Annotated in this window: 16 protein-coding genes; 7 read left to right on the top strand and 9 right to left on the bottom strand. The window is 62.4% G+C overall.

The window, feature by feature from the left end; genetic code table 11:
* Positions 1-111 precede the first annotated feature (111 nt).
* Positions 112-819: a response regulator gene (locus AC0VX3_RS13575; RefSeq protein ID WP_475520984.1), complete on the top strand. Its 708-nt coding sequence runs from the start codon at positions 112-114 to the stop codon at positions 817-819.
* A 146-nt stretch (positions 820-965) separates the two neighbouring features.
* Complete coding sequence (locus AC0VX3_RS13580; RefSeq protein ID WP_342895824.1) at positions 966-1,352, top strand: NADH:ubiquinone oxidoreductase subunit NDUFA12; 387 nt, start codon at positions 966-968, stop codon at positions 1,350-1,352.
* Between the two features lie 91 nt (positions 1,353-1,443).
* On the opposite strand, the gene aat is transcribed toward AC0VX3_RS13580, so the two are convergent.
* The 5 genes from aat to AC0VX3_RS13605 form a co-directional block, all read right to left on the bottom strand.
* Positions 1,444-2,124, bottom strand: a complete 681-nt coding sequence (gene aat / locus AC0VX3_RS13585) for a leucyl/phenylalanyl-tRNA--protein transferase (RefSeq protein WP_475520985.1) — start codon at positions 2,122-2,124, stop codon at positions 1,444-1,446.
* A 49-nt stretch (positions 2,125-2,173) separates the two neighbouring features.
* Complete coding sequence (accC, locus tag AC0VX3_RS13590; RefSeq protein ID WP_475520986.1) at positions 2,174-3,523, bottom strand: acetyl-CoA carboxylase biotin carboxylase subunit; 1,350 nt, start codon at positions 3,521-3,523, stop codon at positions 2,174-2,176.
* Positions 3,524-3,538: 15 nt separating this feature from the next.
* On the bottom strand, positions 3,539-4,006 hold the full coding sequence (gene accB / locus AC0VX3_RS13595; protein ID WP_475520987.1) for an acetyl-CoA carboxylase biotin carboxyl carrier protein: 468 nt from the start codon (positions 4,004-4,006) through the stop codon (positions 3,539-3,541).
* 441 nt (positions 4,007-4,447) lie between these two features.
* Positions 4,448-5,236, bottom strand: coding sequence for a DsbA family protein (locus tag AC0VX3_RS13600; protein ID WP_342895828.1), 789 nt, complete (start codon positions 5,234-5,236; stop codon positions 4,448-4,450).
* 62 nt (positions 5,237-5,298) lie between these two features.
* Complete coding sequence (locus tag AC0VX3_RS13605) at positions 5,299-6,726, bottom strand: M48 family metalloprotease (RefSeq protein ID WP_475520988.1); 1,428 nt, start codon at positions 6,724-6,726, stop codon at positions 5,299-5,301.
* 343 nt (positions 6,727-7,069) lie between these two features.
* On the opposite strand from AC0VX3_RS13605, the gene AC0VX3_RS13610 reads away from it, so the two are divergent.
* Positions 7,070-8,233, top strand: a complete 1,164-nt coding sequence (locus AC0VX3_RS13610) for a pyridoxal phosphate-dependent aminotransferase (protein ID WP_475520989.1) — start codon at positions 7,070-7,072, stop codon at positions 8,231-8,233.
* 80 nt (positions 8,234-8,313) lie between these two features.
* On the opposite strand, the gene AC0VX3_RS13615 is transcribed toward AC0VX3_RS13610, so the two are convergent.
* Positions 8,314-11,112: an Rne/Rng family ribonuclease gene (locus tag AC0VX3_RS13615; protein WP_475520990.1), complete on the bottom strand. Its 2,799-nt coding sequence runs from the start codon at positions 11,110-11,112 to the stop codon at positions 8,314-8,316.
* 782 nt (positions 11,113-11,894) lie between these two features.
* On the opposite strand from AC0VX3_RS13615, the gene AC0VX3_RS13620 reads away from it, so the two are divergent.
* From AC0VX3_RS13620 to prfB, 3 genes are all read left to right on the top strand, one after another.
* Positions 11,895-13,079 carry an N-acetylmuramoyl-L-alanine amidase gene (locus AC0VX3_RS13620; protein WP_475520991.1) on the top strand — a complete coding sequence of 395 codons (1,185 nt, stop codon included), beginning with the start codon at positions 11,895-11,897 and terminating at the stop codon, positions 13,077-13,079.
* Positions 13,080-13,258: 179 nt separating this feature from the next.
* Positions 13,259-15,739 (top strand): penicillin-binding protein 1A, encoded by a 2,481-nt coding sequence (locus AC0VX3_RS13625; RefSeq protein WP_342895833.1) that lies wholly within the window; start codon positions 13,259-13,261, stop codon positions 15,737-15,739.
* A 150-nt stretch (positions 15,740-15,889) separates the two neighbouring features.
* Positions 15,890-17,021, top strand: a protein-coding gene (gene prfB / locus AC0VX3_RS13630) for a peptide chain release factor 2 (RefSeq protein WP_475520992.1) whose coding sequence is annotated in 2 segments (ribosomal slippage) — positions 15,890-15,958 and positions 15,960-17,021 — 1,131 coding nt in all. Because the reading frame shifts where the segments join, the coding sequence is not laid out codon by codon here.
* Between the two features lie 89 nt (positions 17,022-17,110).
* Here prfB and AC0VX3_RS13635 read toward each other — a convergent pair.
* From AC0VX3_RS13635 to bcp, 3 genes are all read right to left on the bottom strand, one after another.
* Entirely contained in the window at positions 17,111-18,364 is a 1,254-nt protein-coding gene (locus AC0VX3_RS13635; RefSeq protein ID WP_475520993.1) for a M23 family metallopeptidase, read from the bottom strand.
* Between the two features lie 189 nt (positions 18,365-18,553).
* A complete protein-coding gene (locus AC0VX3_RS13640) occupies positions 18,554-19,390 on the bottom strand; it encodes a ferritin-like domain-containing protein (protein ID WP_475520994.1) in 837 nt (278 codons plus the stop codon).
* A gap of 29 nt (positions 19,391-19,419) precedes the next feature.
* Positions 19,420-19,887, bottom strand: coding sequence for a thioredoxin-dependent thiol peroxidase (gene bcp, locus AC0VX3_RS13645; protein WP_475520995.1), 468 nt, complete (start codon positions 19,885-19,887; stop codon positions 19,420-19,422).
* Positions 19,888-20,306: 419 nt separating this feature from the next.
* Here bcp and AC0VX3_RS13650 point away from each other — a divergent pair, with 419 nt between their 5' ends.
* Positions 20,307-23,384: an AsmA-like C-terminal domain-containing protein gene (locus tag AC0VX3_RS13650; RefSeq protein ID WP_475520996.1), complete on the top strand. Its 3,078-nt coding sequence runs from the start codon at positions 20,307-20,309 to the stop codon at positions 23,382-23,384.
* The last annotated feature ends 36 nt before the right edge of the window (positions 23,385-23,420 follow it).

Below are 23,420 nucleotides of genomic sequence, written 5' to 3' on the forward strand. Positions count from 1 at the left end.
TTTTATGAAAATTTGAAGAAAATGGCGCGGACCGGTTTCAAGCGGGTTTAAGCCGGGTCTGGTTTAGTGCGGACGGGGCAGGGAAATGTCCGGGGAAAGGGGCCGCATTTCATGAAACATCACGCCGCGTTCGGTCTTGCGATAGAAGACATCGATGTTGTCGTCGTGGAAGACAGCAAGCCGATGCAGACGATTCTGCGTTCGATTCTGTCGAGCTTCAAGGTCTCCCGGGTGCGGGTCTTCGACGGGGTCGACGAAGCCCTGGAGGCGAGTCTCGCCGAGCCGCCCAATGTGATTCTCACCGACTGGCGCATGGCGCCGACCTCGGGCTACCAGTTCCTGCGCCTGGTCCGGCACCGGCACATGGAGCCCTTGTGCTACGTGCCGATGCTGTTCGTCACGGCGCACGGCACGCGTCCCCTGGTGGACAAGGCCTTGCGGGCGGGGGCCCATCATGTGCTGGTGAAACCGGTCTCGCCGTCGACGCTCTACAAGCGGCTCAAGTGGATCCTGAACGACGACCGTCCGATGATCCTGGAGCAATCCGGCTTCTACAACATCTATGGAATTCAGAAGACCCTGGATCACCAGGCAGAAAAGATGCAGTCGCTGGCGGGCGCGCGCCTGCATCACCGAATCGCCACCCAGAAGCGCGCCGAACTGGACGGGGCCGTCGAGGCGGCGTTCGAGTCGAAGTCCGGCGGTCCGGACTTTCCGGCCGGGGCCGGCAAGAATGAGTCCCGACAGGTGCACTCGGCGGCGGCCAGACACATACGTGAGGCCGGCTTTGCCGCCGTCAAGGGCGCGAAACCGCACTGAGGTCCTTCCGGGCGGCCGTGCGCGGCGCTTTTCTGGGGAGCAAACTCTGGACAGATGCGGCCGTTGGCGCCATAGTCCGCGAAATTCCGCTCGGCAAATCCGGCGCGGAGCCTTGTGACCTGAAATCAAGGGACCTCTAAGGGGCCATGAAAACACTGCTGCTTGAATTGTTCACCTGGTGGAACGGCCAGACCATGGGCACGCGCTTCTTCACCTGGCGCAAGGGCGACTTTGTCGGTGAGGACGAATTCGGCAACAAGTATTACAGGGAACGCGGCGGCAAGAAGCGCTGGGTGACCTACAACGGTCTCGCTGACGCATCGACCATTCCCGCGGGCTGGCACGGCTGGATGCATCACCGCGTCGACACGCCGCCCGTCGATGAGACCTATCACGCCAAGCATTGGCAGAAGCCGCATGAGCCGAACCACACCGGCACGCCGGAAGCCTACCGTCCGCACGGGTCGATCCTGACACCGGAAGAACGCCCGGAAGTCAGCGGTGACTACGAGGCCTGGACGCCGGGTAACTGATCCGGACGCCGGCGACACATGAATTGAAAAAGCCCCGCCAAGTGACGGGGCTTTTGTTTTCACGCACTGTTTGCAGCTCAGATGGAGCTGCTCACCGAACCTTACGGTTGTCGAGGACCGCCAGCACCTCTTCGCCACCGGAGTGCGGCGACAGGGCGTAATAGTCGGTCTCCAGCTTGAGGGCGTCCGTCAGCAGGGTGTTGTATTCGGCCTGGGTGACCTCGATCGTGCCGAAGGTGCCGAGGTGATCCGTGACGAACTGGGTGTCCAGGAGCGCATAGCCACCGGCCATCAGCCGGGCAACCAGATGGGCCAGGCAGACTTTCGAGGCGTCGGTCTTGAAGGCGAACATGCTTTCGCCGAAAAAGGCGCCGTTCAGGCTGACGCCATACAGACCGCCGACAAGCGCGCCGTCCTGCCAGGCCTCGACCGTGTGGCAGTACCCCATCTCGAACAACTCGCCGTACAGATGCCGGATTTCCCGGTTGATCCAGGTTTTCTGGCGGCCGGGCCTGGGGGCCGCGCAGCCGTCGATGATCCCTTGAAAATCCGTGCTGATACGGATTTCGAAAACGTCGTTGCGGATGGTGCGCCGGAGCCGCCTGGGCACGTGGAAATCGGCGAGGGGCAGGACACCGCGCCGTTCAGGCTCCAGCCAGAAGAGGCCGGACTCTTCCGCCGATTCGGCCATGGGAAACAGGCCACAGGCATAGGCTTTGAGCAGCACCTGCGGCGTGATTTCCATCACGATGTCATCTTTGTATCCAGCCATGATGCCCACCGTCCGGGCGGGAAGGGGCGGGCCCCTTCGCCGGTTTCGGTCAGTTCGACGACTTGTCAGCCAGGTATTTTTCCAGCCAGTGAATGTCGTACTGACCGTTCGCTATGTCCTGATTGTCCACCAGATCGCGGAAAAGCGGAATAGTCGACTTGATCTCGTCAACCACAAATTCGTCCAGGCACCGGCGCAGGCGCATCATGCATTCCACGCGGTTGCGGCCGTGAACGATCAGCTTGCCGATCAGACTGTCGTAATAGGGCGGGATCTTGTAGCCCTGATAGACGCCCGAATCGACGCGCACACCCAGTCCGCCCGGGGTGTGGTAATAGGTGATGGTGCCCGGAGACGGCATGAAGGTGACCGGATCCTCAGCATTGATCCGGCACTCGATCGCATGGCCTTCGAAGCGGATGTCATCCTGGGTCATGTCGAGCGAGCCGCCGGCGGCGATGCGGATCTGTTCGTTGACCAGATCGATGCCGGTGATCATTTCGGTGACCGGATGTTCGACCTGCAGCCGTGTGTTCATCTCGATAAAGAAGAACTCGCCGTTCTCGTAGAGAAATTCAACGGTGCCGACGCCCCGGTACTTCAGCTTCCGCATGGCATTGGCGACAATTTCGCCGATCTGCCGGCGCTGGTCGGCGTTGAGGCTCGGCGAGGGGGCCTCTTCCAGAACCTTCTGGTGGCGGCGCTGCAGCGAGCAGTCGCGTTCGCCCAGATGCACCGCATTGCCCTTGCCGTCGCCCAGGACCTGGATCTCGATGTGACGCGGCTGGCCGAGATACTTTTCCATGTAGAGCGCGTCGTCGCCGAAGGCGGCCTTGGCTTCCGTGCGCGCGGTGGACAGCGCGGTGTCGAGATCAGCCTCGGTGCGGGCCACCTTCATGCCGCGTCCGCCGCCGCCCGAAGCAGCCTTGACCAGAAGGGGATAGCCGATCTCGCGGGCGATCGCATGGGCGTCGTCCTGCGGGGTGACGGCGCCGTCGGAGCCCGGAACAACCGGAATGCCGAGGTCCCTGGCGGTCTTCTTGGCCTCGATCTTGTCGCCCATGATGCGGATATGCTCCGCAGTCGGGCCGATGAACTCGATATTGTGCGCTTCCAGAATTTCCGCGAAGCGGGCGTTCTCGGACAGGAACCCGTATCCGGGGTGGACAGCATCGGCGCCCGTGATTTCACAGGCCGCCAGAAGCTGCGGAATGTTCAGGTAGCTGTCGCGGGCAGCGGGCGGTCCGATACAGACGCTTTCGTCGGCCAGGCGCACATGCATGGCGTCGGCGTCGGCGGTCGAGTGAACGGCTACCGTCGAGATGCCGAGCTCCTTGCAGGCGCGCAGGATGCGCAGCGCGATTTCGCCGCGATTGGCGATGAGGATCTTGGAAAACATGGCCACAGCGGCTCCTTACTCGACAATGATGAGCGGTTCGCCGAATTCCACCGGCTGGGCATCGTCGACCAGGATCTGTTTGACGGTTCCGGCCTTTGTCGAGGGAATGTGGTTCATGGTCTTCATGGCCTCGATGATCAGGATGGTCTGACCTTCGGTGACCTTGTCACCGACCTGAACGAAAACGGCCGCGCCAGGTTCGGGAGACAGATAGGCGGTGCCAACCATCGGCGAGGCGACGGTTGCGCCAGCCTGGACCGGTTCGGGGGCGGCTGCGACAGGCGCGGCGGCGGCGGCGGGCGCGGCTGCCGGTGCGGCAACCGGAGCCGCCATGCTTACCGGTGCACTGATCGATATCTGCCGGGCCACGCGGATGCGGGTGTCCCCCTGTTCCAGCTCGATCTCGCTGAGATTCGTCTCATCCAGAAGGACGGCGAGATCCCGGATCAGGGCCGTGTCGAATTTCTTGTTATCATTGCGCATAATATCGTCTGGCTCTCATACTACGGTCCGCAGGCAACCCGGTCGGTCCGCCATCCGCGAGGCCCGCTGCCTCGCATGGCGGGGTGTCCCGTCCGCTCCGGATGGGACTGTCGGACAGGCCAATCCGGAGCGGAGCACGCCGGTAATACCGCGTTCCTCGCTCCGCCTCTTTTCGGACGGACAAAGATCTTTGCCCGTCTTCCGGGGAAGACGGGCCTCGCTCCTTATAGGGATTCAATGGGAACAGGAAAACCCCCGATTTCCCGTTGACATCGAGGTTCCGGCGTTTCCAACAGGTCAACGCCGCATGACACCGGATTCCCGGGCGGGGCCCAGCCGGAATTTGTCTTGCGCACCGGCGACCGTTCCACGCCGACCGCGCCCGGCCGGCCGGATTTTCCTCCGCCATCGGCCGGGAGCTCAGGCAGGCAAGGCCCTTGGTCAGCAGGTCGTCTGACCGCAATTCTTCAGGGCGTCGAGTTTCTGGTTCAACTGGTCATAGCCCACAGCGCCCATGACGACATCATTGCCGATGACGTAGGAAGGCGTTCCGGTCAGGCCGAGCTGGTTGGCCAGCGCGTAGACTTCCTCGATGGTCTCGCCGGCCACGTCCGTCTTCAGGGCCACGAGCAGGTCATCCTCCGCGATGCCGGTGGCGGTCGCCGCCGCCAGGGCGCTGGCGCGGTTTGCCTGGCCGCGGCTCAACAGCAGCGCTTCATGGAATTCGCCGTATTTGTCCGGGGCAACGGAATTCACGGCAATGGCCACCTGTGCCGCCTCGACGGACCCCTGGCCCAGCACCGGGAATTCCTTGAGCACGACCTTCAGCTCGGGGTGCTGCTCGATCAGTCTGGCCATATCCCCGTAGGCGCGTTTGCAATAGCCGCAGTTGTAGTCGAAGAATTCGACGAGGGTGACCGATCCTTGCGGATTGCCGAGCACGACCTGGCGCGTGGAATTGAACAGGATGTCCGCGCTGTCGGACAGGGTTGCCACACGCGCGGCCTCGGCGGCCTCGCGTTCGCGCCGCTCAAGCTCCGTGAGGGCTTCGGTAATCACCTCCGGATTGGCCAGCAGATATTCGCGCACGATCTTTTCGATTGCGCCCTTGTCAACGTCCTGCGCGGCAGCAGGTGCGGCCAGAACGGACAGGAAGAGGGCGCAAACCGTGATCATGCGCATCAGGACCGGCGCGGTCACGGACCGCAGGAAATTGGTGGAATAGGTCATCAAGGGCTCCTGGAGCAGCGTTTTCATGTTTCGACTACGCCACACCGTGCGTGTCACAGAATCTATCGTCGGTTCGGCAGTTTAGGTGCGTTGTACGCCACAATATCATCCGCTTGAAGCCATGGGGGCGATCCGCGCTTCAAACTTTTTTGAGCACGTGCCGCATAACGCTTGGCCGCAAGGAAATCTCCGGTGACCATCAGCCCCTTCGCCGTGGCCAGATCGGCCTCCGCGCGCTCTCCCTGACGGCCGTGCGCGATCGCCAGCTGGGAGTAGGCTACCCCCGAATTCGGATCGCGCTGGATAGCCTTCTTCAGCAACCGTTCGGCCTCGGGCAAATAGGATTTCACGTTGGCTGCCACCAGGGCGTAGCCGAGCCAGACCAGGAATTGCGGCTCGTTCGGCTTGTAGGAGAGGGCCTTTCGAAACGGGGCGATCGACCGTTTGGGATCGCCGCCTTCCAGAAGTGCCTGGCCCTTGAGCTCATAATAGTAGGGATTGTTCGGCTGGACCCTGATCAGGGCATCGATCTCTTTCACGGCGCCCTTGCCCCGACTTTTCATTGCGGCGATGGCACGCGCGTATTGGGCGGCGGGGCTCTTGTCGCTGCGCGGATAGGCACGCAATGTCGCGGAGGGATGGCTTGTGAACGCGAACAGTTTCGCGCGGACCTGTTCGTGGCGGTATTGCAGCACATAGTCATCGGGCTGATTGAAATATTTGGACTTCTGCGCCTCGTTCAACAGACCATTGTAGCGGTTCTGGGCCATGGGATGGCTTTGTGCGTATGGATCGGCGTATTTGCGCGTGAACATCTGCTGTTCGGACATGCGCTGGAAGGTTCTCAGCATGCCGCGGGCGCTCTGGCCTGTGGCGTTGAGATACTTGAGCGCGGCCCTGTCGGCCGCCGCTTCCTCGCCGCGCTGATAGGAAAGCAGGGACCGCTTTCCGACGGACCCTGACCCCATGATGAGGGCGCCGCCGCCGCCGGCGACATCGCTCGACCCGGCCGCCGCGCCCGCTGCCGCCGCACCGGCGCCCACGATCATGCCGATCACCGACATGATCTGGGCGTTCGCGGCCGCGGCGCGCAGGCGCACCAGATGCCGGCCGGCAATGTGGCCGGTTTCATGCGCGACCACGCCGATGACCTCGCCCGGCGCCTCCGCTTCCATCAGGACGCCGATATTGATGAACATGCGCCTGCTGTCGGGGACAAAGGCGTTGAAGCTCTTGTCGTTGACCAGGATGATCTGCGGTTCGGAATTGGAAATGCCCGCGACCTTGAAGATCGGTTTGGCGTAGTCTTTCAGCAGTGCTTCTGTTTCCGCATCCCGCACCAGTGGCAGCTTGCTGCGCTGCGCGCTCGCCGGAGACACGGCCAAAGGCAGGACCAGCGCCAGCGTGCAGGCGAGGGCAAGGCTTTTGCGGACCAGGCGGAAGCTGCGACCCGGTCCGGGCTGATGGGCCGCAGGCACAAGATTTGGCACTTTTGCAACTCTCCTATCGGGCTCCGGGATCCGTCCGCCAAGACGGGAGGACACGGCGAGCGGACCGGTCTCAAGGCCAGCGGTGCCTTCGCCATTCGCTCCGCCAGAACAACCATATTGTTGGGGCCGGACGCCCTGAAAGCCTATCCAAACACACAACTGTGTGGCGAAGGTATGGACACACGTGGCCGGGGTCAAGAATTCCGGCCAGGCAACACGAAGACTTGCTGCAGCGGGCAGGGGCACTTTGCCGAACTTGCTGGAAGCGGGGCCAAGCACATTGCATCGGTCTTGAAAATTCGCGATAGGGGGACGTCAACCACAGCCGCTTGCGCAGGATCCCATGACCAGAACCGACTTTCAGCCTTCCCGGCGCAGCGATGTCGCGCCCTTTATCGCGATGGATGTCCTTGCCGAGGCGGCGAAACTGGAGGCGGCGGGACGCAGGATCATCCACATGGAGGTCGGTCAGCCTTCGGCGCCCGCACCCTCGGCCGCGCTGGCCGCTGCGCGCGCGGTGCTGGATAACGGGCGTCTCGGTTACACCGAAGCGCTCGGCATCGCCCCCCTGCGCCAGGCGCTTGCCGGTCATTACAAGCGCACATATGGCGTTGATGTTCCCGCCGGCCGGATCATGGCGACGACCGGATCGTCGGCCGGCTTCAATCTTGCCTTCCTCTCCGCCTTCGATCCCGGAGACCGGGTGGTTCTGACGGCGCCCGGCTATCCCGCCTACCGCAACATCCTGAAGGCGCTCGGCCTCGTTCCGGTCGAAATCGAGGTGGGCGCGGAAACGCGCTGGAGCCTGACGCCGGACCTTCTCGACAAGGCGCAGGCGGACGGACCGGTGAAGGGGGTGCTGGTGGCGAGCCCGGCCAATCCGACGGGGACGATGATGACGGCCGAAGCGCTGGAGGATCTGGTCCGTTATTGCGATGACGCCGGCATCTGGTTCATCTCGGACGAGATCTATCATGGCCTGGACTACGCGGATGGGCAGAAGACAGCCCTGGAAACCTCGCAAAATGTCATCATCATCAACAGCTTCTCGAAATATTACTGCATGACCGGTTGGCGCATCGGCTGGATGGTGCTGCCGGAACAACTGGTCCGGCCGACGGAACGGATCGCCCAGTCACTTTATATCTCGCCGCCGGAACTGTCCCAGATCGCGGCAACCGCGGCTCTGGGTTCCGTTCAGGAGCTGGAAGCGGTGAAAGCGGTCTATGCGGCCAACCGGGATCTGCTGCTGGGCGGTCTGCCCGGCATCGGCCTGGACAGGCTGCTGCCAGTCGATGGCGCCTTTTACATTTATGCGGATATCAGCCGGTTCAGCACCGACAGTCTGGCCTTCGCGCGGCAGATGCTTCACGAAGCAGGCGTTGCCGCCACGCCCGGTGTTGATTTCGATCCTGTGCACGGACACGATTATCTGAGGTTTTCATTCGCGGGGGCGCATGACGACATGAAGGAAGCCTTGGGCCGGCTCGCGGAATTTCTCTCGTAGAGCCTGCTCAGCCCGTCAGAGTGACGCATCAAAAAAAGGCGGCCCGCAAGCCGCCTTTTTCATTGATTGGTGTCGAGTGATCAGAAGAAGGATCGTCCGCGCTGCCACCAGCCGCCCCGTTTGGGCTTGTCTTCCTCGTCCGTGGCGGACGATTCGCTGGTCACAACCGGTTCCGCCGGTGCTGCGGGAGGTGCCTCGGGTTCCGCGCTGGCGGGCTCGGCTGCAACCGTCTCTTCTGATGCCGGCGTGTCCTCAGCGGTGCTTGCAGCGTCAGCGTCGCTTTCGGCTGCATTGTCCTCAACCGTGGTCTCCACGGGTGTGGCGTCCGCTTGCGCTTCATCGGCACTGGCAGGGGCACTGGCAGGGACCTCTTCGGCGGGGCCGGTGTCGTCCGTTGAAGCGGCTTCGCTCACGCTGTCATCCGCGGCCGCGGCTGTCTCCAGGACTTCCGCAGGTGCACCGGTTTCGTCCGCCGCAGCCTGGCTTTCACTTGCCTGCTCAGCCGCGCCGTCCCCGTTTTCGGCGGCGGCCGGCTCGGAAGGTTCCTGACCTGCGTCGGCAGACGCGTCGCCGCCTTCGCCTGCCGTGTCTTCGTTGCCGTTGTCGGCATCGGCAGCCAGACCGTCACCGTTCTCGCCGTTGCGGCGGCCACGGCGACCACCACGGCGGCCGCGGCGGCGCTTGCGGCGCGGTTCGTCGTCCGACCCGTCCTCTTCCGAAGCGGAGGCTTCCTGCGGCTGGACATCGGCGGTATCGCCGGTGTCGCCGTCTTCGCCGTCAGCGGCGTTCTGCTGATCGTCACCGACATCCTGGGAACTGTCGGAGCCGCTTTTCCGGCGTTTCCTGCGGCGACGGCGGCGGCGGCCGTCGCCATCCGTTTCCTCATCCTGCGGGGTTTCGGAAATCTCGGGCTGCTCGGGTTCGACGTCGTCGATTTCGATGGTGTCGGGCTGCACAATCGGCGAGGGGGCCGGAACCCGGTCCCGGTCGACGGGAGCACCGCGTTCCAGAACGTACAGCTGGCCGTTGACCATCTCGTCGGCATGGACTTCCATCTCGATCGCGAAACGGGTCTCGAGATCGACAAGGTTCGTGCGTTTCTGGTTCAGGATATACAGCGCAACCTGCGTGGTCGTGCGGATGATCAGGTTGTGCGAGGCACCTTTCAGAAGGTTGTCCTCGATCGAACGCAGCACATGAAGCGCTACCGATTCCACGGACCGGATCATGCCGGTGCCCTGACAATGCGGACAGGGGGTGGTGGAACTCTCAAGAACACCTGTGCGGATTCGCTGGCGCGACATTTCCAAGAGGCCGAAATGAGAGATCCTGCCGACCTGGATGCGGGCACGGTCGTTTTTCAGGAAATCCTTGAGCCTGCGCTCCACCGACCGGTTGTTCTTCGACTCTTCCATGTCGATGAAATCGATGACCACGAGGCCGGCGAGATCGCGCAGACGCAGTTGCCGGGTGACCTCTTCGGCAGCTTCCAGATTGGTCTGAAGCGCGGTGTCCTCGATGTTGTGCTCGCGGGTCGATTTGCCGGAGTTGACGTTGATCGAGACCAGAGCCTCTGTCTGGTTGATAACGATGTAACCGCCGGATTTCAGTGTCACCTGCGGAGAGAACATCGCATCGAGCTGCGGCTCGACACCGTAGCGGATGAACAGCGGCGACGGATCCCGGTAGGGTTGCACGTTCTTGGCATGGCTCGGCATGAGCATGCGCATGAAATCCTTGGCCTCGCGATAGGCTTCATCCCCGGCGACAAGAACCTCCGTTATGTCCTTGTTGTAGAGATCGCGGATGGATCGCTTGACCAGGCTGCCTTCCTCGTAGACGAGGCTCGGGGCGCTTGATTTCAACGTCAGCTCGCGAACATTTTCCCAAAGGCGCATCAGGTATTCGAAATCACGCTTGATTTCAGCCTTGGTCCTGCTGGCGCCCGCGGTGCGCAAAATGACGCCCATTCCTTCCGGAACCTCGAGTTCGGAGGCGATCGTCTTGAGGCGCTTGCGGTCCGTCGGCTGGGTGATCTTGCGGGAAATACCGCCGCCCCGCGCCGTGTTCGGCATCAGGACGGAATAGCGGCCGGCCAGGGACAGATAGGTCGTCAGAGCGGCACCCTTGTTGCCGCGCTCTTCCTTGACCACCTGGACCAGGATGATCTGGCGGCGCTTGATGACTTCCTGGATCTTGTAATGCTTGCGTATGGGTACGACACGCTCGGGAACTTCTTCCATCGCGTCTTCGGCACCAACCGATTCAACCGCATCGTCGTCCGAGTCCGGCTCGTCGTCCTCGTCGTTGCGGCGACGGCGCCGCCGGCTGCGGGACCTGACCGGAGCGTCGTCTTCGTCTTCCGGGGAGGCCGCGTCGCTGGTGTTGTCTTTGTCTTCATCGGCCGCATCGTTGCCGTCTTCGGCGCTGTCGGCTGCCTCGGTGTCCGAGCCGTCCGTTTCGTCGGTCGCTTCGGAGGTGTCGTCCTCGACCTTTTCGCTGGCAACCGATTCGGTGGCCTCGTTCTTCGCGGCACGGGACCGGCGCCGGCGCTTCGGCTTTTCGTCCGCGTCGGAATCATCCTTTTGGCGGTCGGCGGCCTCGGCGGCGAGCAGCGCTTCCCGGTCTGCAACAGGGATCTGGTAATAGTCGGGATGAATTTCGCTGAAGGCCAGGAACCCGTGACGGTTGCCGCCATATTCGACGAAAGCTGCCTGGAGCGACGGCTCGACGCGCGTGACCTTGGCTAGATAGATATTCCCGCGCAGCTGTTTTCTGTTCGCTGCCTCGAAGTCGAATTCTTCAACCCGATTGCCACGCACGACGACTACCCGGGTCTCTTCCGGGTGGCCCGCGTCTATCAGCATTTTGTTTGACATTATTGAACGTCTCCACGGCAGCACGCATGGGCGCGTATGCAAAACGCGCCTCGCCCGAAAGGAGGATGGCTGCCGTACTTGATTTGCTAAGAAATGAAAGGGCGTCTGCGCCCGGCGCGGTCGTATGATCAACACAAGCGGCCGCCTCGGCGGTTCCTTGCTTTATGTCGATCACCATGTGCATCGCGCGGGTCCTTCGGGGCAACGCAGGCCCTTTAGTTAAGTCGTTGTACCAATCATGTCGGCATGCAGATGGGCTTGTCCGCCTGATCTGCATCCGGTTCCGGAATGGTTCGCTCTTGATGTCCGCCGCGAGCCTCGCCGGAAAAACTGCCATATGGTCAGGGCATCACGTTGCGAGGCGGGGCGGTCTCGAAGAGGCGCCGATATCCTTTTCCCTTGCGTTCCAGATCCGTCATGAAGCAACAGAACGGCCTCTGTTCTGTTGATTGGAAGTCCGGGAACGTGATGACGTTGTGGATAGACACCCATGTTCGCCATCGGAGAAGGTATCGGTTTCGAACCTAAATCCGTAAGGTACTATTACGATCCGACGCTCCGCATTGCAAGCATGTGAATTCGACAGGGCATTTTACAGCGGCGGCGGATAGCATAAGACGAGGCTGGCGGCGGGTTCAGCCGCAGGGATTGCAAGCGCATTGGCCGGAATAATTGAATTGGTTAACTTTCTGAAACCGCAGGTAACCCTTGTCCGGACAGGCGTGTTGCACCGGATTCGGTGCTCCTGCGCCCTTCTGGTTGTGCTTGCTGCGGGGTTCGCGATGCTGCCGGTCGCTGCCGGCGCGCAGTCGCAAAATCCCGTCATCACGGGCGCAAGGGTTGCTGGGGACGACACGCGGACCCGATTCGTGCTGGACATGGACCGTCAGGTCACGCCCGCCATATCGGCGCTGGCCAGTCCTTATCGTCTCATCATCGACCTGCCGGAAGTGGCCTTCTCCATTGCCACCGATTCGGGCAAGACAGGGCGCGGTCTGATCGCGGACTGGCGTTTCGGCCTGTTCGCGGTCGGAAAGTCCCGGGTCGTGATGGACCTGACCGGGCCGGTCAAGGTCGACAAGACCTTTTTCCTTCCCGCGGTCGACGACCAGCCGGCGCGCCTGGTGGTGGATCTGGTGCGCGCCTCGGCTGAGGAGTTCGAAGAATTCGTGGAAACCGCGCGCGCCCGACAGGCAGCGAGCAGCAAGACGTCCGCTCCCAAGAGCGACAAGCTGACTGCCGAAAAAGACAGCGACAAACCGTTGATCGTACTCGATCCGGGCCATGGCGGCATCGACAGCGGCGCGACCGGCGTGGACGGTACGCTGGAAAAGGCGATCGTGCTGGATTTCGCGAAGCTGCTGAAAGAGAAACTGGACGAAAGCGGCCTGTACAACGTCCAGCTGACCCGTGACGACGACACATTCATACCGCTGTTGCGCCGGGTCGAAATCGGCCATGAGCTGGAGGCCGACCTGTTCATCTCGATCCATGCGGATTCGGTGCGCCGGGGCCAGAAATTCGCGCGCGGGGCGACCGTCTACACCATATCGGACAAGGCGTCCGACCAGCTCGCCGAAGATCTCGCCGCGTCCGAAAACATGTCGGACGTGATCGCGGGGGTGGAACTGGCGGAGGAGCCGACGGAGGTCACGGACATCCTTCTGGACCTCGCGCGCCGGGAGACGCGGTCGTTTTCGGTCTATTTCGCGCGCACGCTGGTCAGCGAACTGGAAAGCGCCGTCCGGCTGATCAACAATCCGCACCGCTCGGCCGGGTTCCGCGTGCTGCGGGCGCATGACGTTCCTTCGGTGCTGGTGGAACTGGGCTATCTGTCCAACGAGCACGACGAGAAACTCCTGATTTCGGATGAATGGCGCGCGCGTATGGCCAACGCCATGACGGAGGCGGTGCATGGATTTTTCAGGCCGCGTCTTGCCCGCCAGCAGGCAGCGCCCTCGCAGTAAAAACCTTGAATTGCCTTGCAAGGTCGGGGTTCGTTCCGGTATTTGCCTCAGCATCGCCATATTGGTGCAAGAGGAAGGCGATCAAGTTTGAGAGACAGTCGGCATCGAAGCGTGCCGTGTGACAGTTTCCGTGCTAGAAAAACAGCAGCACCAGAGACGGGGAAAGACGAGCCCGCAGTATGAAATTCTTGATTAAGTTTTTTGGCTACCTGTTCGGAATCGGCGCGGTGTTCGCGCTTCTGATCGCGGCCGGCGTGTGGATGTATCTGCAGACCCTTTCGGAGGATCTGCCGGATTACACCGCCCTGAAGAATTACGAGCCTCCGGTGATGACGCGCGTGCATGCGGCGGATGGCCAGCTGATGGCCGAATACGCGACGGAGCGGCGCATGTTCCTGCCGATCCAGGCCATTCCTGACCAGGTGAAGGAGGCCTTCATCGCGGCGGAAGACAAGAATTTCTACAGCCATATCGGCGTTGACCCGGAAGGCATCGCCCGTGCGGCGGTGCGGTTCGTGCAGAATTACGGTTCCGGCCGCCGGCCCGAGGGCGCGTCGACGATCACCCAGCAGGTTGCGAAGAATTTTCTGCTGTCCGATCTGGTCAGCGAAGAACGGCGCCGACGCTCGGCGGCCTATGAACGCAAGGTCAAGGAAGCCATTCTGTCCCTGCGGATCGAACAGGCCTATACCAAGGACGAAATTCTCGAACTCTATCTCAACGAGATCTATTTCGGCTTCGGTGCCTATGGCGTCGCGGCGGCGTCGCTGATCTATTTCGACAAGTCCGTCCATGAGCTCACTCTGGACGAGGTCGCCTATCTGGCGGCCTTGCCGAAGGGGCCGAGCAACTATCATCCCTACAGAAAGACGGAAGCCGCGATCGCGCGCCGGAACTACGTGCTCGACCGCATGATCGCCGACGGCTACATCAAGACCGCAGAGGGCGAGGAAGCCAAGCGCAAGCCGATCGTGGTGACACCCAGGGAAACCGGGTCCCGCCTGTTTTCGGCCGAGTATTTCACCGAGGAAGTCCGGCGCGAGGTTGCCGGCATATTCGGTGACAAGCGTCTTTACGAAGGCGGACTGTCGGTCCGTTCGACGCTGGACCCCGAGCTTCAGAAAATGGCGCGCAAGTCGCTGATGGACGGGCTGATCGATTTCGACCACAAACGCGGCAGCTGGGGCGGTCCGGTCGACCGGATCACGCTCGGCGCGGACTGGGGAGTCGATCTGGCCAAGGTCGAGGCGCTCAGCGATATCCCCGAATGGCAGCTTGCCGTGGTGCTGGAAAGCGGCAGCGATCAGGCAACCGTCGGCATTCAGCCGGTCAAGCTGGTCAGCGGCCAGCTCTCCGAAGAGCGCAAGACGGGCCCGCTTTTCCTCGACACCATGAAATGGGCCCGTGTCAACGGCCGCGCACCCGGGAGCGTGTCCGACGTGCTCGCACCCGGCGACATTGTCTATGTTCAGGAAAGCAATGTGACGCCCGGCATCTTCGAATTGCGCCAGATCCCGAAAGTGTCCGGTGCGCTGGTCGCCATGGACCCCTATACGGGCCGCGTGCTGGCCATGGTCGGCGGCTTCAGCTTCGCCCAGAGTGAATTCAATCGTGCGACCCAGGCCTACCGTCAGCCCGGTTCGTCCTTCAAGCCGTTCCTGTATGCGGCCGCGCTCGACAATGGCTATACGCCGTCTTCGGTGATCATGGACGCACCGCTTGAAATCAGCCAGGGCCCGGGTCTCGGCACCTGGCGGCCGCAGAATTACGGCGGCAAGTTCTACGGTCCCTCGACGCTGCGCACCGGGGTCGAACTGTCGCGGAACGTCATGACCGTCCGGCTTGCCCAGGACATGGGCATGCCGCTGGTCGCCGAATATGCCAAGCGCTTCGGGATCTACGACAACATGCTGCCGGTGCTGTCGATGTCGCTGGGGGCCGGGGAAACCACCGTGCTGCGTCTGACCACTGCCTATGCCACGATCGCAAACGGCGGCAGGAAAGTCCGGCCGACCCTGATCGACCGGATCCAGGACCGCTACGGGCGTACCATCTACAAGCACGACAGCCGCATCTGCGACGGCTGCACGCAGGACATCTGGGAGGGGCAGGACGAACCGACCCTGATCGATGACCGCGAGCAGGTGCTTGATCCGATGACCGCCTACCAGATCACGTCCATGATGGAAGGGGTCGTCCAGCGCGGCACCGCCACCAGGGTGCGTGCCGTCGGACGTCCCGTTGCCGGCAAGACCGGAACGACAAACGACGAAAAGGACGCCTGGTTCATGGGTTACACCCCGGATCTCGCGGTTGGCGTGTTTGTCGGCTTCGACACTCCCAAGCCCATGGGACGCGGGGCGACAGGTGGTCAGGTCGCGTCGCCGATCTTCACGGATTTCGTCAAGAAGGCGCTCGCGGACAAGCCGCCGGTTGAATTCCGGGTGCCCAAAGGACTGCAGCTGATCCCGATCAACCGGCGTACGGGGCTGAGAACAGCCGCCGGATCGCCCGGAGCGATCCTGGAAGCCTTCAAGCCGGGCATGGCGCCGCCGGACAGCTATTCCGTGATCGGGTTCCAGGACACGATGGGGGTTCCCACCGCCGTGTCGCCGGAAGCCGCGGGCGCCGTGTTCAACGGAACCAGCGGTCTGTACTGATCTTCCTTCGGGCCGGACCTGAGCCTGTGTTGGGCCGTGAGGCCGGTTTACAGTGCAGGCCCGCGCGGGTAATGTCCCGCTCCAATTCACGGCCCGGCGTCTTTGAAAAGAGGCCGGGCCGATTCCCGTAAAAACCAAGCGAGGTATCCGATGCGCGCCGAAATGGAAGCCATCGTCGATGAAATCAAGCAGGCCATAAGCCTGCTGAGGAGGCATCTTTGACTGGGATCAGGCTCTCGTCCGTCTCGAAGAACTGAACGCCCTCTCCGAGGATCCGAATCTGTGGAACGAGCCGAGCAAGGCGCAGAAGCTGATGCGCGAACGCCAGCAGCTCGATGACGGCATCTCCGGCGTCAAACAGCTCGAACAGGATCTGTCGGACAACATCGAACTGATCGAACTCGGCGAGATGGAAGGCGACGCTTCCGTCGTGACTGACGCGGAAGACGCGCTGCGGGGGCTGAAGGAAAAGGTCAACGCCCTGCAGCTGCAGTCGCTGCTGTCCGGCGAGGCCGACGCCAATGACGCTTACCTGGAAATCAATTCCGGGGCAGGTGGCACGGAAAGCCAGGACTGGGCGTCCATGCTGATGCGCATGTATCGCCGCTGGGCCGAAAAACGCGGCTTCAAGGTGGAAGTGCTCGAATATCACGATGGTGAGGAAGCCGGCATCAAGTCCGCGACGCTGCTGATCAAGGGCGAGAACGCCTATGGCTGGCTGAAGACGGAATCCGGGGTCCATCGTCTGGTGCGGATTTCACCCTATGACAGCAACGCGCGCCGTCACACGAGCTTTTCCAGTGCCTGGGTCTATCCGGTGATCGACGACTCCATCGATATCGACATCAACGAGAGCGACTGCCGGATCGACACGTACCGGGCCTCGGGCGCCGGTGGCCAGCACGTCAACACGACCGACTCGGCGGTGCGTATCACCCACCAGCCGACCGGCATCGTGGTGCAATGTCAGTCCGAGCGGTCCCAGCACAAGAACCGCGCCACTGCCTGGTCCATGCTGAAGGCCCGTCTCTACGAGGCGGAACTGAAAAAGCGGGAAGAGGCGGCGAGCGCCGAAGCCGCGTCCAAGACAGATATCGGCTGGGGCCACCAGATCCGGTCCTATGTGCTGCAGCCCTATCAGCTCGTGAAGGATCTTCGCACCGGGGTCGACAGCACGTCTCCCGGCGACGTTCTGGACGGTGATCTCGACAAGTTCATGGAAGCGGCCCTGGCCCAGCGGGTCTTCGGCGGTGACCCGGTCGAGGTCGAAGATATCGACTGAGGCTTTCCCGGGAACCTGACAAGACATGACACCGGGGCCAAAAGGCCCCGGTGTCATGTTGAAGCGGTTTCTGCCCGGCGCATCCGCCCCTAGAGGGACAATTCAGCCAGGCGGTCGCCGGCGGACAGGAATGCGGCCGGATTGTTCGGCTTGTCGTGCCGTCTGATCTCATAGTGAAGATGCGGACCGGTCGAGCGGCCCGTCGATCCGACATTGCCGATCGGGTCACCGGCGAGAACGTGGTCGCCCTCGGAAACCTGCAGGCGGCTCAGATGGGCGTAGCGGGTGACGAAACCGTTGGCGTGGCGGATCTCGACCATCTTGCCGTATCCGCCGTGGCGCCCGGCGCTCAGGATTGTACCAGGGGCCGTGGCAAACACGCGCGCCCCATAGGGGGCCTTGAAGTCGATGCCTGTGTGCATCGCCAGGCGCCCCAGAAACGGATCTACCCGCGGGCCGTAGCTGCTGGAGACGGATCCGTTCCGGACCGGCCGTTTGACGGGCAGGCGAAGGGCTGTGAACCTGACCCGGCGCAGGGCGGTCAATGCGGCATTCGCCCGCTGCAGCCGGTCGGGAAAATTCTCTTCGGTGATCGGCTGAAACGGGCCGCCGATGAACGTGTGCTTGCGCAAGGCTGCGTTTACACCGGGGGTGATCTTCCGGGTGATGCCGAGAATGTCTTCTATGCGGCTTTCCGTGGACACGGTGATCGCGTCGACCGCGGCAGTGCTTTCGACATCCATTTCGGAAATATCGGCCTTCACGGCATCAAGCGCAGCCTGCTTTTCAAGGTTTTTTTTTAAGTCCTGCGGCATGCCGGCCCCACCGGAAATCGGCTTCAGGAGGATCGTCAACGGGTCGAAAGTCCTGTTGCTGCTGTCGCGCAGGCCGAGGGCCTTGACCGGTTCGTCGATCAGTTCGCTTTCACCGCCGATGGCCGTGGTGTCGTCGCCGTCCAGGGAGGTGAGGCCGCGTGCATCGATGGATGGCTTTTGCGGCGGCAGCGGCTTGCCGTCGCTCAGATAGATGCCGGCATTCTCGGCGCGGGCAACGAGTTCGGCGACGATGGCGTGGCGCTGATTGAGGCCCTGCTGGCGGCGCAACACGTCCATTACCTGAATTTCCACGGTTTCCCGATCGACCATCTGCCGGCTTGTCAGGATCTCGATTTCCGTCCGCAGGCGGTCGATATGGTCCTGATATTCCAGCACGAGCTCGGTGCGCTCGGCGCTGGCCTCGGCAATGATGTCGCTGCGAAGGAGATAGTATCCGATGGTCCCGGCCAGGGTCAGTGTCGCGGTCACGCAGGCAAGCGCGCCGCAGACAAGGTGCAACGGTCGCACGTTGTACGTGGTCGTCTTGGCGCCTTTGCCCAACGCCGCATGGTGCGGTGGGGCTCCGGACGTCCGATTGGGTCGGGTGGTTTCTGGCCGCTTTAGCATGGTCACTCAGTCACTGCCTGCATCCTGCAATACAACTGAGTCTGATTAGAGTTTGGTAAGGTTAACAATTCGTCTTCTCGGCGCGCAATTCTAGCCGATTATTGGCGCAAGAGGCTTGTAAAAACCGGGAGTTAGTCCGGCTTCGGACCGGGCCCGATCATTGAAAGGCGGCTTGAGAGCTCCGCGAAAGTGTCGGCGGACATAGCCGTGGAACGCCGGTTCCGGTCTGATTCCCTGCCGGTCGCACAGATAGCGAAACCATTTTGCACCGAAAGCGACGTGATTCTTCTCGTCCCGGTAGATGATATCGAGGCACTTCGCGGTGTCCTCGTCACCGATCTCGCGCGCCTTGGCGATCATCGGCGGCGTGATGTCGAGGCCGCGGGCTTCCAGCACCAGGGGGATGATCGCCAGGCGGGCGGCGAGATCCTGTCCGGTGTCCTGGGCTGCCTGCCACAGTCCGTCGTGGGCCGGCAGGTCGCCATAGGCGGCGCCGAGTTTTGCCAGCCTGTCCTGCAGCATGGAAAAATGCTTGGCCTCCTCGAGGCCGACCCGGACCCAGTCGTCGTAGTAGGACCTGGGCAGGCGCACGGAGGCGAATCTCCCGATCAGGTCCCAGGTCAGGTCGACGGCATTCAGCTCGATATGGGCGAGCGAATGTATCAGGGCAACGCGGCCTGCCTTGCCCTTCATGTTGCGCCTGGGCATGTCGCGGGGGGCACGCAGGTCCGGTTTCTGAGGACGTCCGGGCCGGTCCGGCATGGGGCGGCCCAGGGCTGTCGATCCGAGTGCCAGGTCCCGTTGGAACCAGGCTTTCGAAACGGTGTAGGCCAGCCGGACCTTTTCCGCGGTGTCCCCGGACGCGACGATGGCGCGGGCGCCGGCGACCAGGCTCCGGGGCAGCCCTGTTTCAGCGGTGTCCGACATGAGCTCCCCGGGCATTTTTCTCTCGGCGGTCAAAGTGCCCGGGCGGCTTCCAGAACAGCCTCGGCGTGGCCGGGTACCTTCACCTTCCTCCAGACCTGCGCGATTTTGCCATCCGCGTCCACGAGGAATGTCGCGCGTTCGACGCCCATGTACTTCTTGCCGTACATCGATTTTTCAACCCAGACGCCATAGGCCGCGGCGGTTCCGGTCTGGGTATCGGCGGCCAGACGCACGGCAAGCTCGTGTTTGGCAATGAACTTGTCGTGTTTCGCCGCGGTGTCGGGGGATACGCCGATGATCGTGACGCCGATTTTCCGGAATTCCGCGATCAGGTCCGTGAAGGCGATGGCCTCCTTGGTGCATCCGGGGGTGTCGTCCTTTGGGTAGAAATAGACCACCACGGGGTGGCCCCTGAGAGCACTCAGGGCGATCCGTTCGCCGCCGCTGCCTTCAAGATCAAATTCCGGTGCGGTTTCCCCTACGGCCAATTCGCCCATGATGCCTTCCTTCCGTCAAAGTTTGTGCGTTAATGCCGGTTTGCGGCTGGTTCCTGATGTGATGCAGTCGCTTTTCAGGGTGCTTTCGCAGTATCATAGGCCGGTCGGCGACTCGTGCAATGCTGCCCCGAGTTAGCCCGGAGCCATGGTCCGTGGCAAACCAAAACGACTGTAATACGCACACGGACAGAACATTGGATTGACGTCTTTGCCAGAAAACGGCGGATCAGCAGAACCGGTTCGGGACCTGCCGCAAAAGCGCAAGAAGCGACGCTGGCGCCTCGTTGCGGCGGCGGTCGTGATTTGTCTGTTTGGCGGAGTGATCGCGCTGTTCGCCTCCGGACCTGTGCGCGTTCCGTTGCTGGGGAGCGTGCTCGCCTATCAGGGAACACGCGGTCCCGTGGACCTGTCGGTGGGATATGCAAGTCTGGAACGTCACCGCGCCGGACGGGATCAATATCGTTCTGCGGGATGTTGAGGCCAGGATTGACGGTGCCTCGCCGGTGCGCATCAGCCTGCCGGAACTGACGGCGCCCATCAACCGCGATTCGCTGCTTGAAGGCGATGTCCATTTTACCTGGCTGGATCTCGAACAGCCGCATGTCGAAGTTGAGCTGAAAGCGGGGCCTGCAAAGGTGCCGGAAATGGAACCGCTCATGGAAGCGGTCGACCAGGTCAGTGACGTTATCGACGATCAGTTCGCCCGCCGCGGCTTGCGGTTCGTCCGGATCAGGGACGCTTCCGTGGAACTGGCCGGGGACAGCCCGCGGCACTTCGGCAAGATCGAAGCGGATATCTTCCGGGGGAGCAACCGGACCATTCGCGCCTATGCCAAGGTTGCGGGGGACGTTTCGACCTGGCGGATGGAACTGGCCCGCAGCGCGCCGGAAGGCGCGCGGCAGAAAAATATCGGCGTGGTGGTCAACGGCATCACCCTGGCCGAGCTTCTGGGATCAGACGCGAATGCTGTGCAGGGCAAGGGCCTGGGACTGCCGGCCTCCGCGAAAATCGAAAGCCGGTTGACCGGGGAGGGGCAGTTCTTGTCCGCAAACGCGGTGGCGCGTGTCCGCGATGGCTGGTTCCAGCTTGGCAAGACCATCGTCGCGTTTGACGACGCCGCGCTGTCTCTCCTGTTTCAGCAGGGACAGCGTGAGATCGAGATCACCCCGTCGCATGTCATTCGCGGCAATACGCAAGTTTCGTTCACGGGGACGGTGACACCCGGTGCCGGCGATACTCCGGAGTGGGCCATAAACCTGAGTTCAAAAAACCCGCAGTTCGGATCCAGTGACGTCCCCGAACTGCCGCACATGATGGACGATATCGAGGTGCGAGCGCGCTTCGATCCGCGCATCGGATTGCTGTCCGTCGACCGTTTTTTCGCCAAGTCGGGAAAAGCTGTCGCCCAAGGTGTGGCGACCGTACAGATCACGCCCGACGGGCCTTACCTGGCGATCGCCGCCGATGGTGCGCAAATACCGGTTGCCGTTGCCAAGCAGCTCTGGCCGATCACGCTTGTTCCGCCGGCGCGGCGCTGGGTCAACGAGCGGATCAAGAGCGGCCTTATCGAGACGATATCCTACACGGGTGCGCTCCGTCCGCCGGCATTCGATCCCCGCGATCCGGAAGCCGGCTGGTCGGGTGACGACATGCGGCTGGACATGACCTTTTCCGGCAGTGCCGTGACCCCGGTCGGAGACGTCCCGCAAATCAGCGGCCTGTCCGGAACGCTGACCGTCGAGAACGAGGTCCTGACCGTTCGCGCCAGTCGCGGGACGGCGGAGGCCGTCTCGGGTGGTGCGGTGGCGGTTCCGGAAGGTGAATTCAGGATCCTCAATCTGCCTCAACGAGACGGCAAGATCGCGGAGGTTACCGCTCATCTGGAAGGCGCCGCGCTGGATCTGGGCTCGATGATGAACAGTGCACCCTTCAAGGTGCTGGAGCGGGCCGGCCTGAAGGCCGCCAAGGTCGAAGGTTCCGGCAATCTCGTCATCGACGCGACGTTCCCGCTGGAAAACCAGATTGATCTGGAGTCGGTCGCCTGGCGGGCAACGGGCGAACTGAACGATTTCACCGATGGTGATCCGATCATGGGGCACACGGTGCGCGACGCGAATGTCCTGCTGGAAGCGGACCGGGATCAGGTGGCCATCACGGGCAAGGGAATCCTGGACGGCTTCCAGGCAGATATCGACCTGGTCGTGCCGCTTGGCGAATCCGGTGTCGCGGCCAGGCAGGATGTCGTGGTGAGCGTGACCGCGGCGCAATTGAAGGACAAGGGCGTCGACCTGACAGCCTTCCTCGACGGCGGCATGACCCTCAGCGTTGCCAAGGCCGGCGACGAACAGGAATTCGTTGTCGATCTGGAACGGACGGATGTGCACCTGCAGGCACTGGGCTGGCAGAAGGCCAAGGGGGTCCCGGCAACGGCGACCTTCAGGTTGCTGGAGACGGATGGCAAGCGCAAGATCCGGGAGTTCAAGCTTATCTCCGAAGGGGTTCATGTGGCCGGTCACATGAACCTGTCCGAGGCAGGCGATCTGGTCGACGCCACCTTCGGCACGTTCAAGCTGCGCCCGGGGGATGACATCGAGGTCGATATCGTGCGCGCCACCGACGGCCGTTTCGACATCATTTTTGCTGGGGCGGCGTTCGATGGGCGCGGGCTGATCCGCAGCATGCGCAGCCCCGGCGGAAGCCAGGGCGCGGGCGATTTTTCCGGTGGAACCCGGATCTCGGCGACCATCGACCGGGTCACGGGTTTCAACAGCCAGCATATTGAAAAATTCTCCGGCAAGGTCGAAACCGGCGCCAAAGGGTTGAAGTCGGCGGATCTGAAAGGGCTTGTGAATGGCCGTTCGGATTTCGAGTTTGTTGTCACCGAACAGAACGCGGCCCAGTCAGCCAAGGGCAGATTTGCCAATACCGGCGCGACACTGCGCTTTCTCGACCTTTACGAACGCATGCGCGGGGGGCAGGGCGAACTTGATGTCGCCATGGCAGACGAAGACAGCTGGGTGGGTGAGTTCAACGTGCGTTCGCTGCAGATTACCGAGGATCCCGCCATTCAACGGATCCGGCAACAGAACCGCTCCAAGCTCGATCAGAACGGATCCGCGGCCCTCACCAACCAGGCTTCCGGCAGTGCCAGTTTCGATACGCTCGACATCAATTTCACCCGGGAAGGCGATTCATTGACGATCAGCCGGGGGGCCTTGCAGGGCAACGCACTCGGCGGGACCGTGAGTGGCACGGTAGACCTCGCAAAGCAGACGTTGAGCCTGACGGGCACCTTTGTGCCGATCTATGCCCTCAACAATTTCTTCGCCAAGATCCCCCTGCTCGGGTTTGCGCTTGGTGGCGGATCCGGGGAGGGCTTGATCGGGGTGACCTACCGGCTGTCCGGTTCGGTCTCGGACCCGGTGCTGTCCGTCAATCCGATCTCGGCGATCGCACCGGGTATCTTCCGAAAGATGTTCGAGTTTCAGGCGAACTGAGTGAGTCGCCCCGGCTCAGGGCGAGGCTTGAAAAAA

Source organism: Roseibium sp. QJM3NY_11 (assembly GCF_056173175.1).

What these genes read in the sequence shown, in the direction of transcription:
- AC0VX3_RS13600 (WP_342895828.1), bottom strand. Translation starts at nt 5,236, where the DNA reads ATGACCTATTCCACCAATTTCCTGCGGTCCGTGACCGCGCCGGTCCTG.
- AC0VX3_RS13615 (WP_475520990.1), bottom strand. Translation starts at nt 11,112, where the DNA reads ATGTCAAACAAAATGCTGATAGACGCGGGCCACCCGGAAGAGACCCGG.
- AC0VX3_RS13640 (WP_475520994.1), bottom strand. Translation starts at nt 19,390, where the DNA reads ATGTCGGACACCGCTGAAACAGGGCTGCCCCGGAGCCTGGTCGCCGGC.
- aat (WP_475520985.1), bottom strand. Translation starts at nt 2,124, where the DNA reads ATGGCTGGATACAAAGATGACATCGTGATGGAAATCACGCCGCAGGTG.
- AC0VX3_RS13575 (WP_475520984.1), top strand. Translation starts at nt 112, where the DNA reads ATGAAACATCACGCCGCGTTCGGTCTTGCGATAGAAGACATCGATGTT.
- accB (WP_475520987.1), bottom strand. Translation starts at nt 4,006, where the DNA reads ATGCGCAATGATAACAAGAAATTCGACACGGCCCTGATCCGGGATCTC.
- accC (WP_475520986.1), bottom strand. Translation starts at nt 3,523, where the DNA reads ATGTTTTCCAAGATCCTCATCGCCAATCGCGGCGAAATCGCGCTGCGC.
- bcp (WP_475520995.1), bottom strand. Translation starts at nt 19,887, where the DNA reads ATGGGCGAATTGGCCGTAGGGGAAACCGCACCGGAATTTGATCTTGAA.
- AC0VX3_RS13610 (WP_475520989.1), top strand. Translation starts at nt 7,070, where the DNA reads ATGACCAGAACCGACTTTCAGCCTTCCCGGCGCAGCGATGTCGCGCCC.
- AC0VX3_RS13650 (WP_475520996.1), top strand. Translation starts at nt 20,307, where the DNA reads ATGCAAGTCTGGAACGTCACCGCGCCGGACGGGATCAATATCGTTCTG.
- AC0VX3_RS13625 (WP_342895833.1), top strand. Translation starts at nt 13,259, where the DNA reads ATGAAATTCTTGATTAAGTTTTTTGGCTACCTGTTCGGAATCGGCGCG.
- AC0VX3_RS13580 (WP_342895824.1), top strand. Translation starts at nt 966, where the DNA reads ATGAAAACACTGCTGCTTGAATTGTTCACCTGGTGGAACGGCCAGACC.
- AC0VX3_RS13620 (WP_475520991.1), top strand. Translation starts at nt 11,895, where the DNA reads ATGCTGCCGGTCGCTGCCGGCGCGCAGTCGCAAAATCCCGTCATCACG.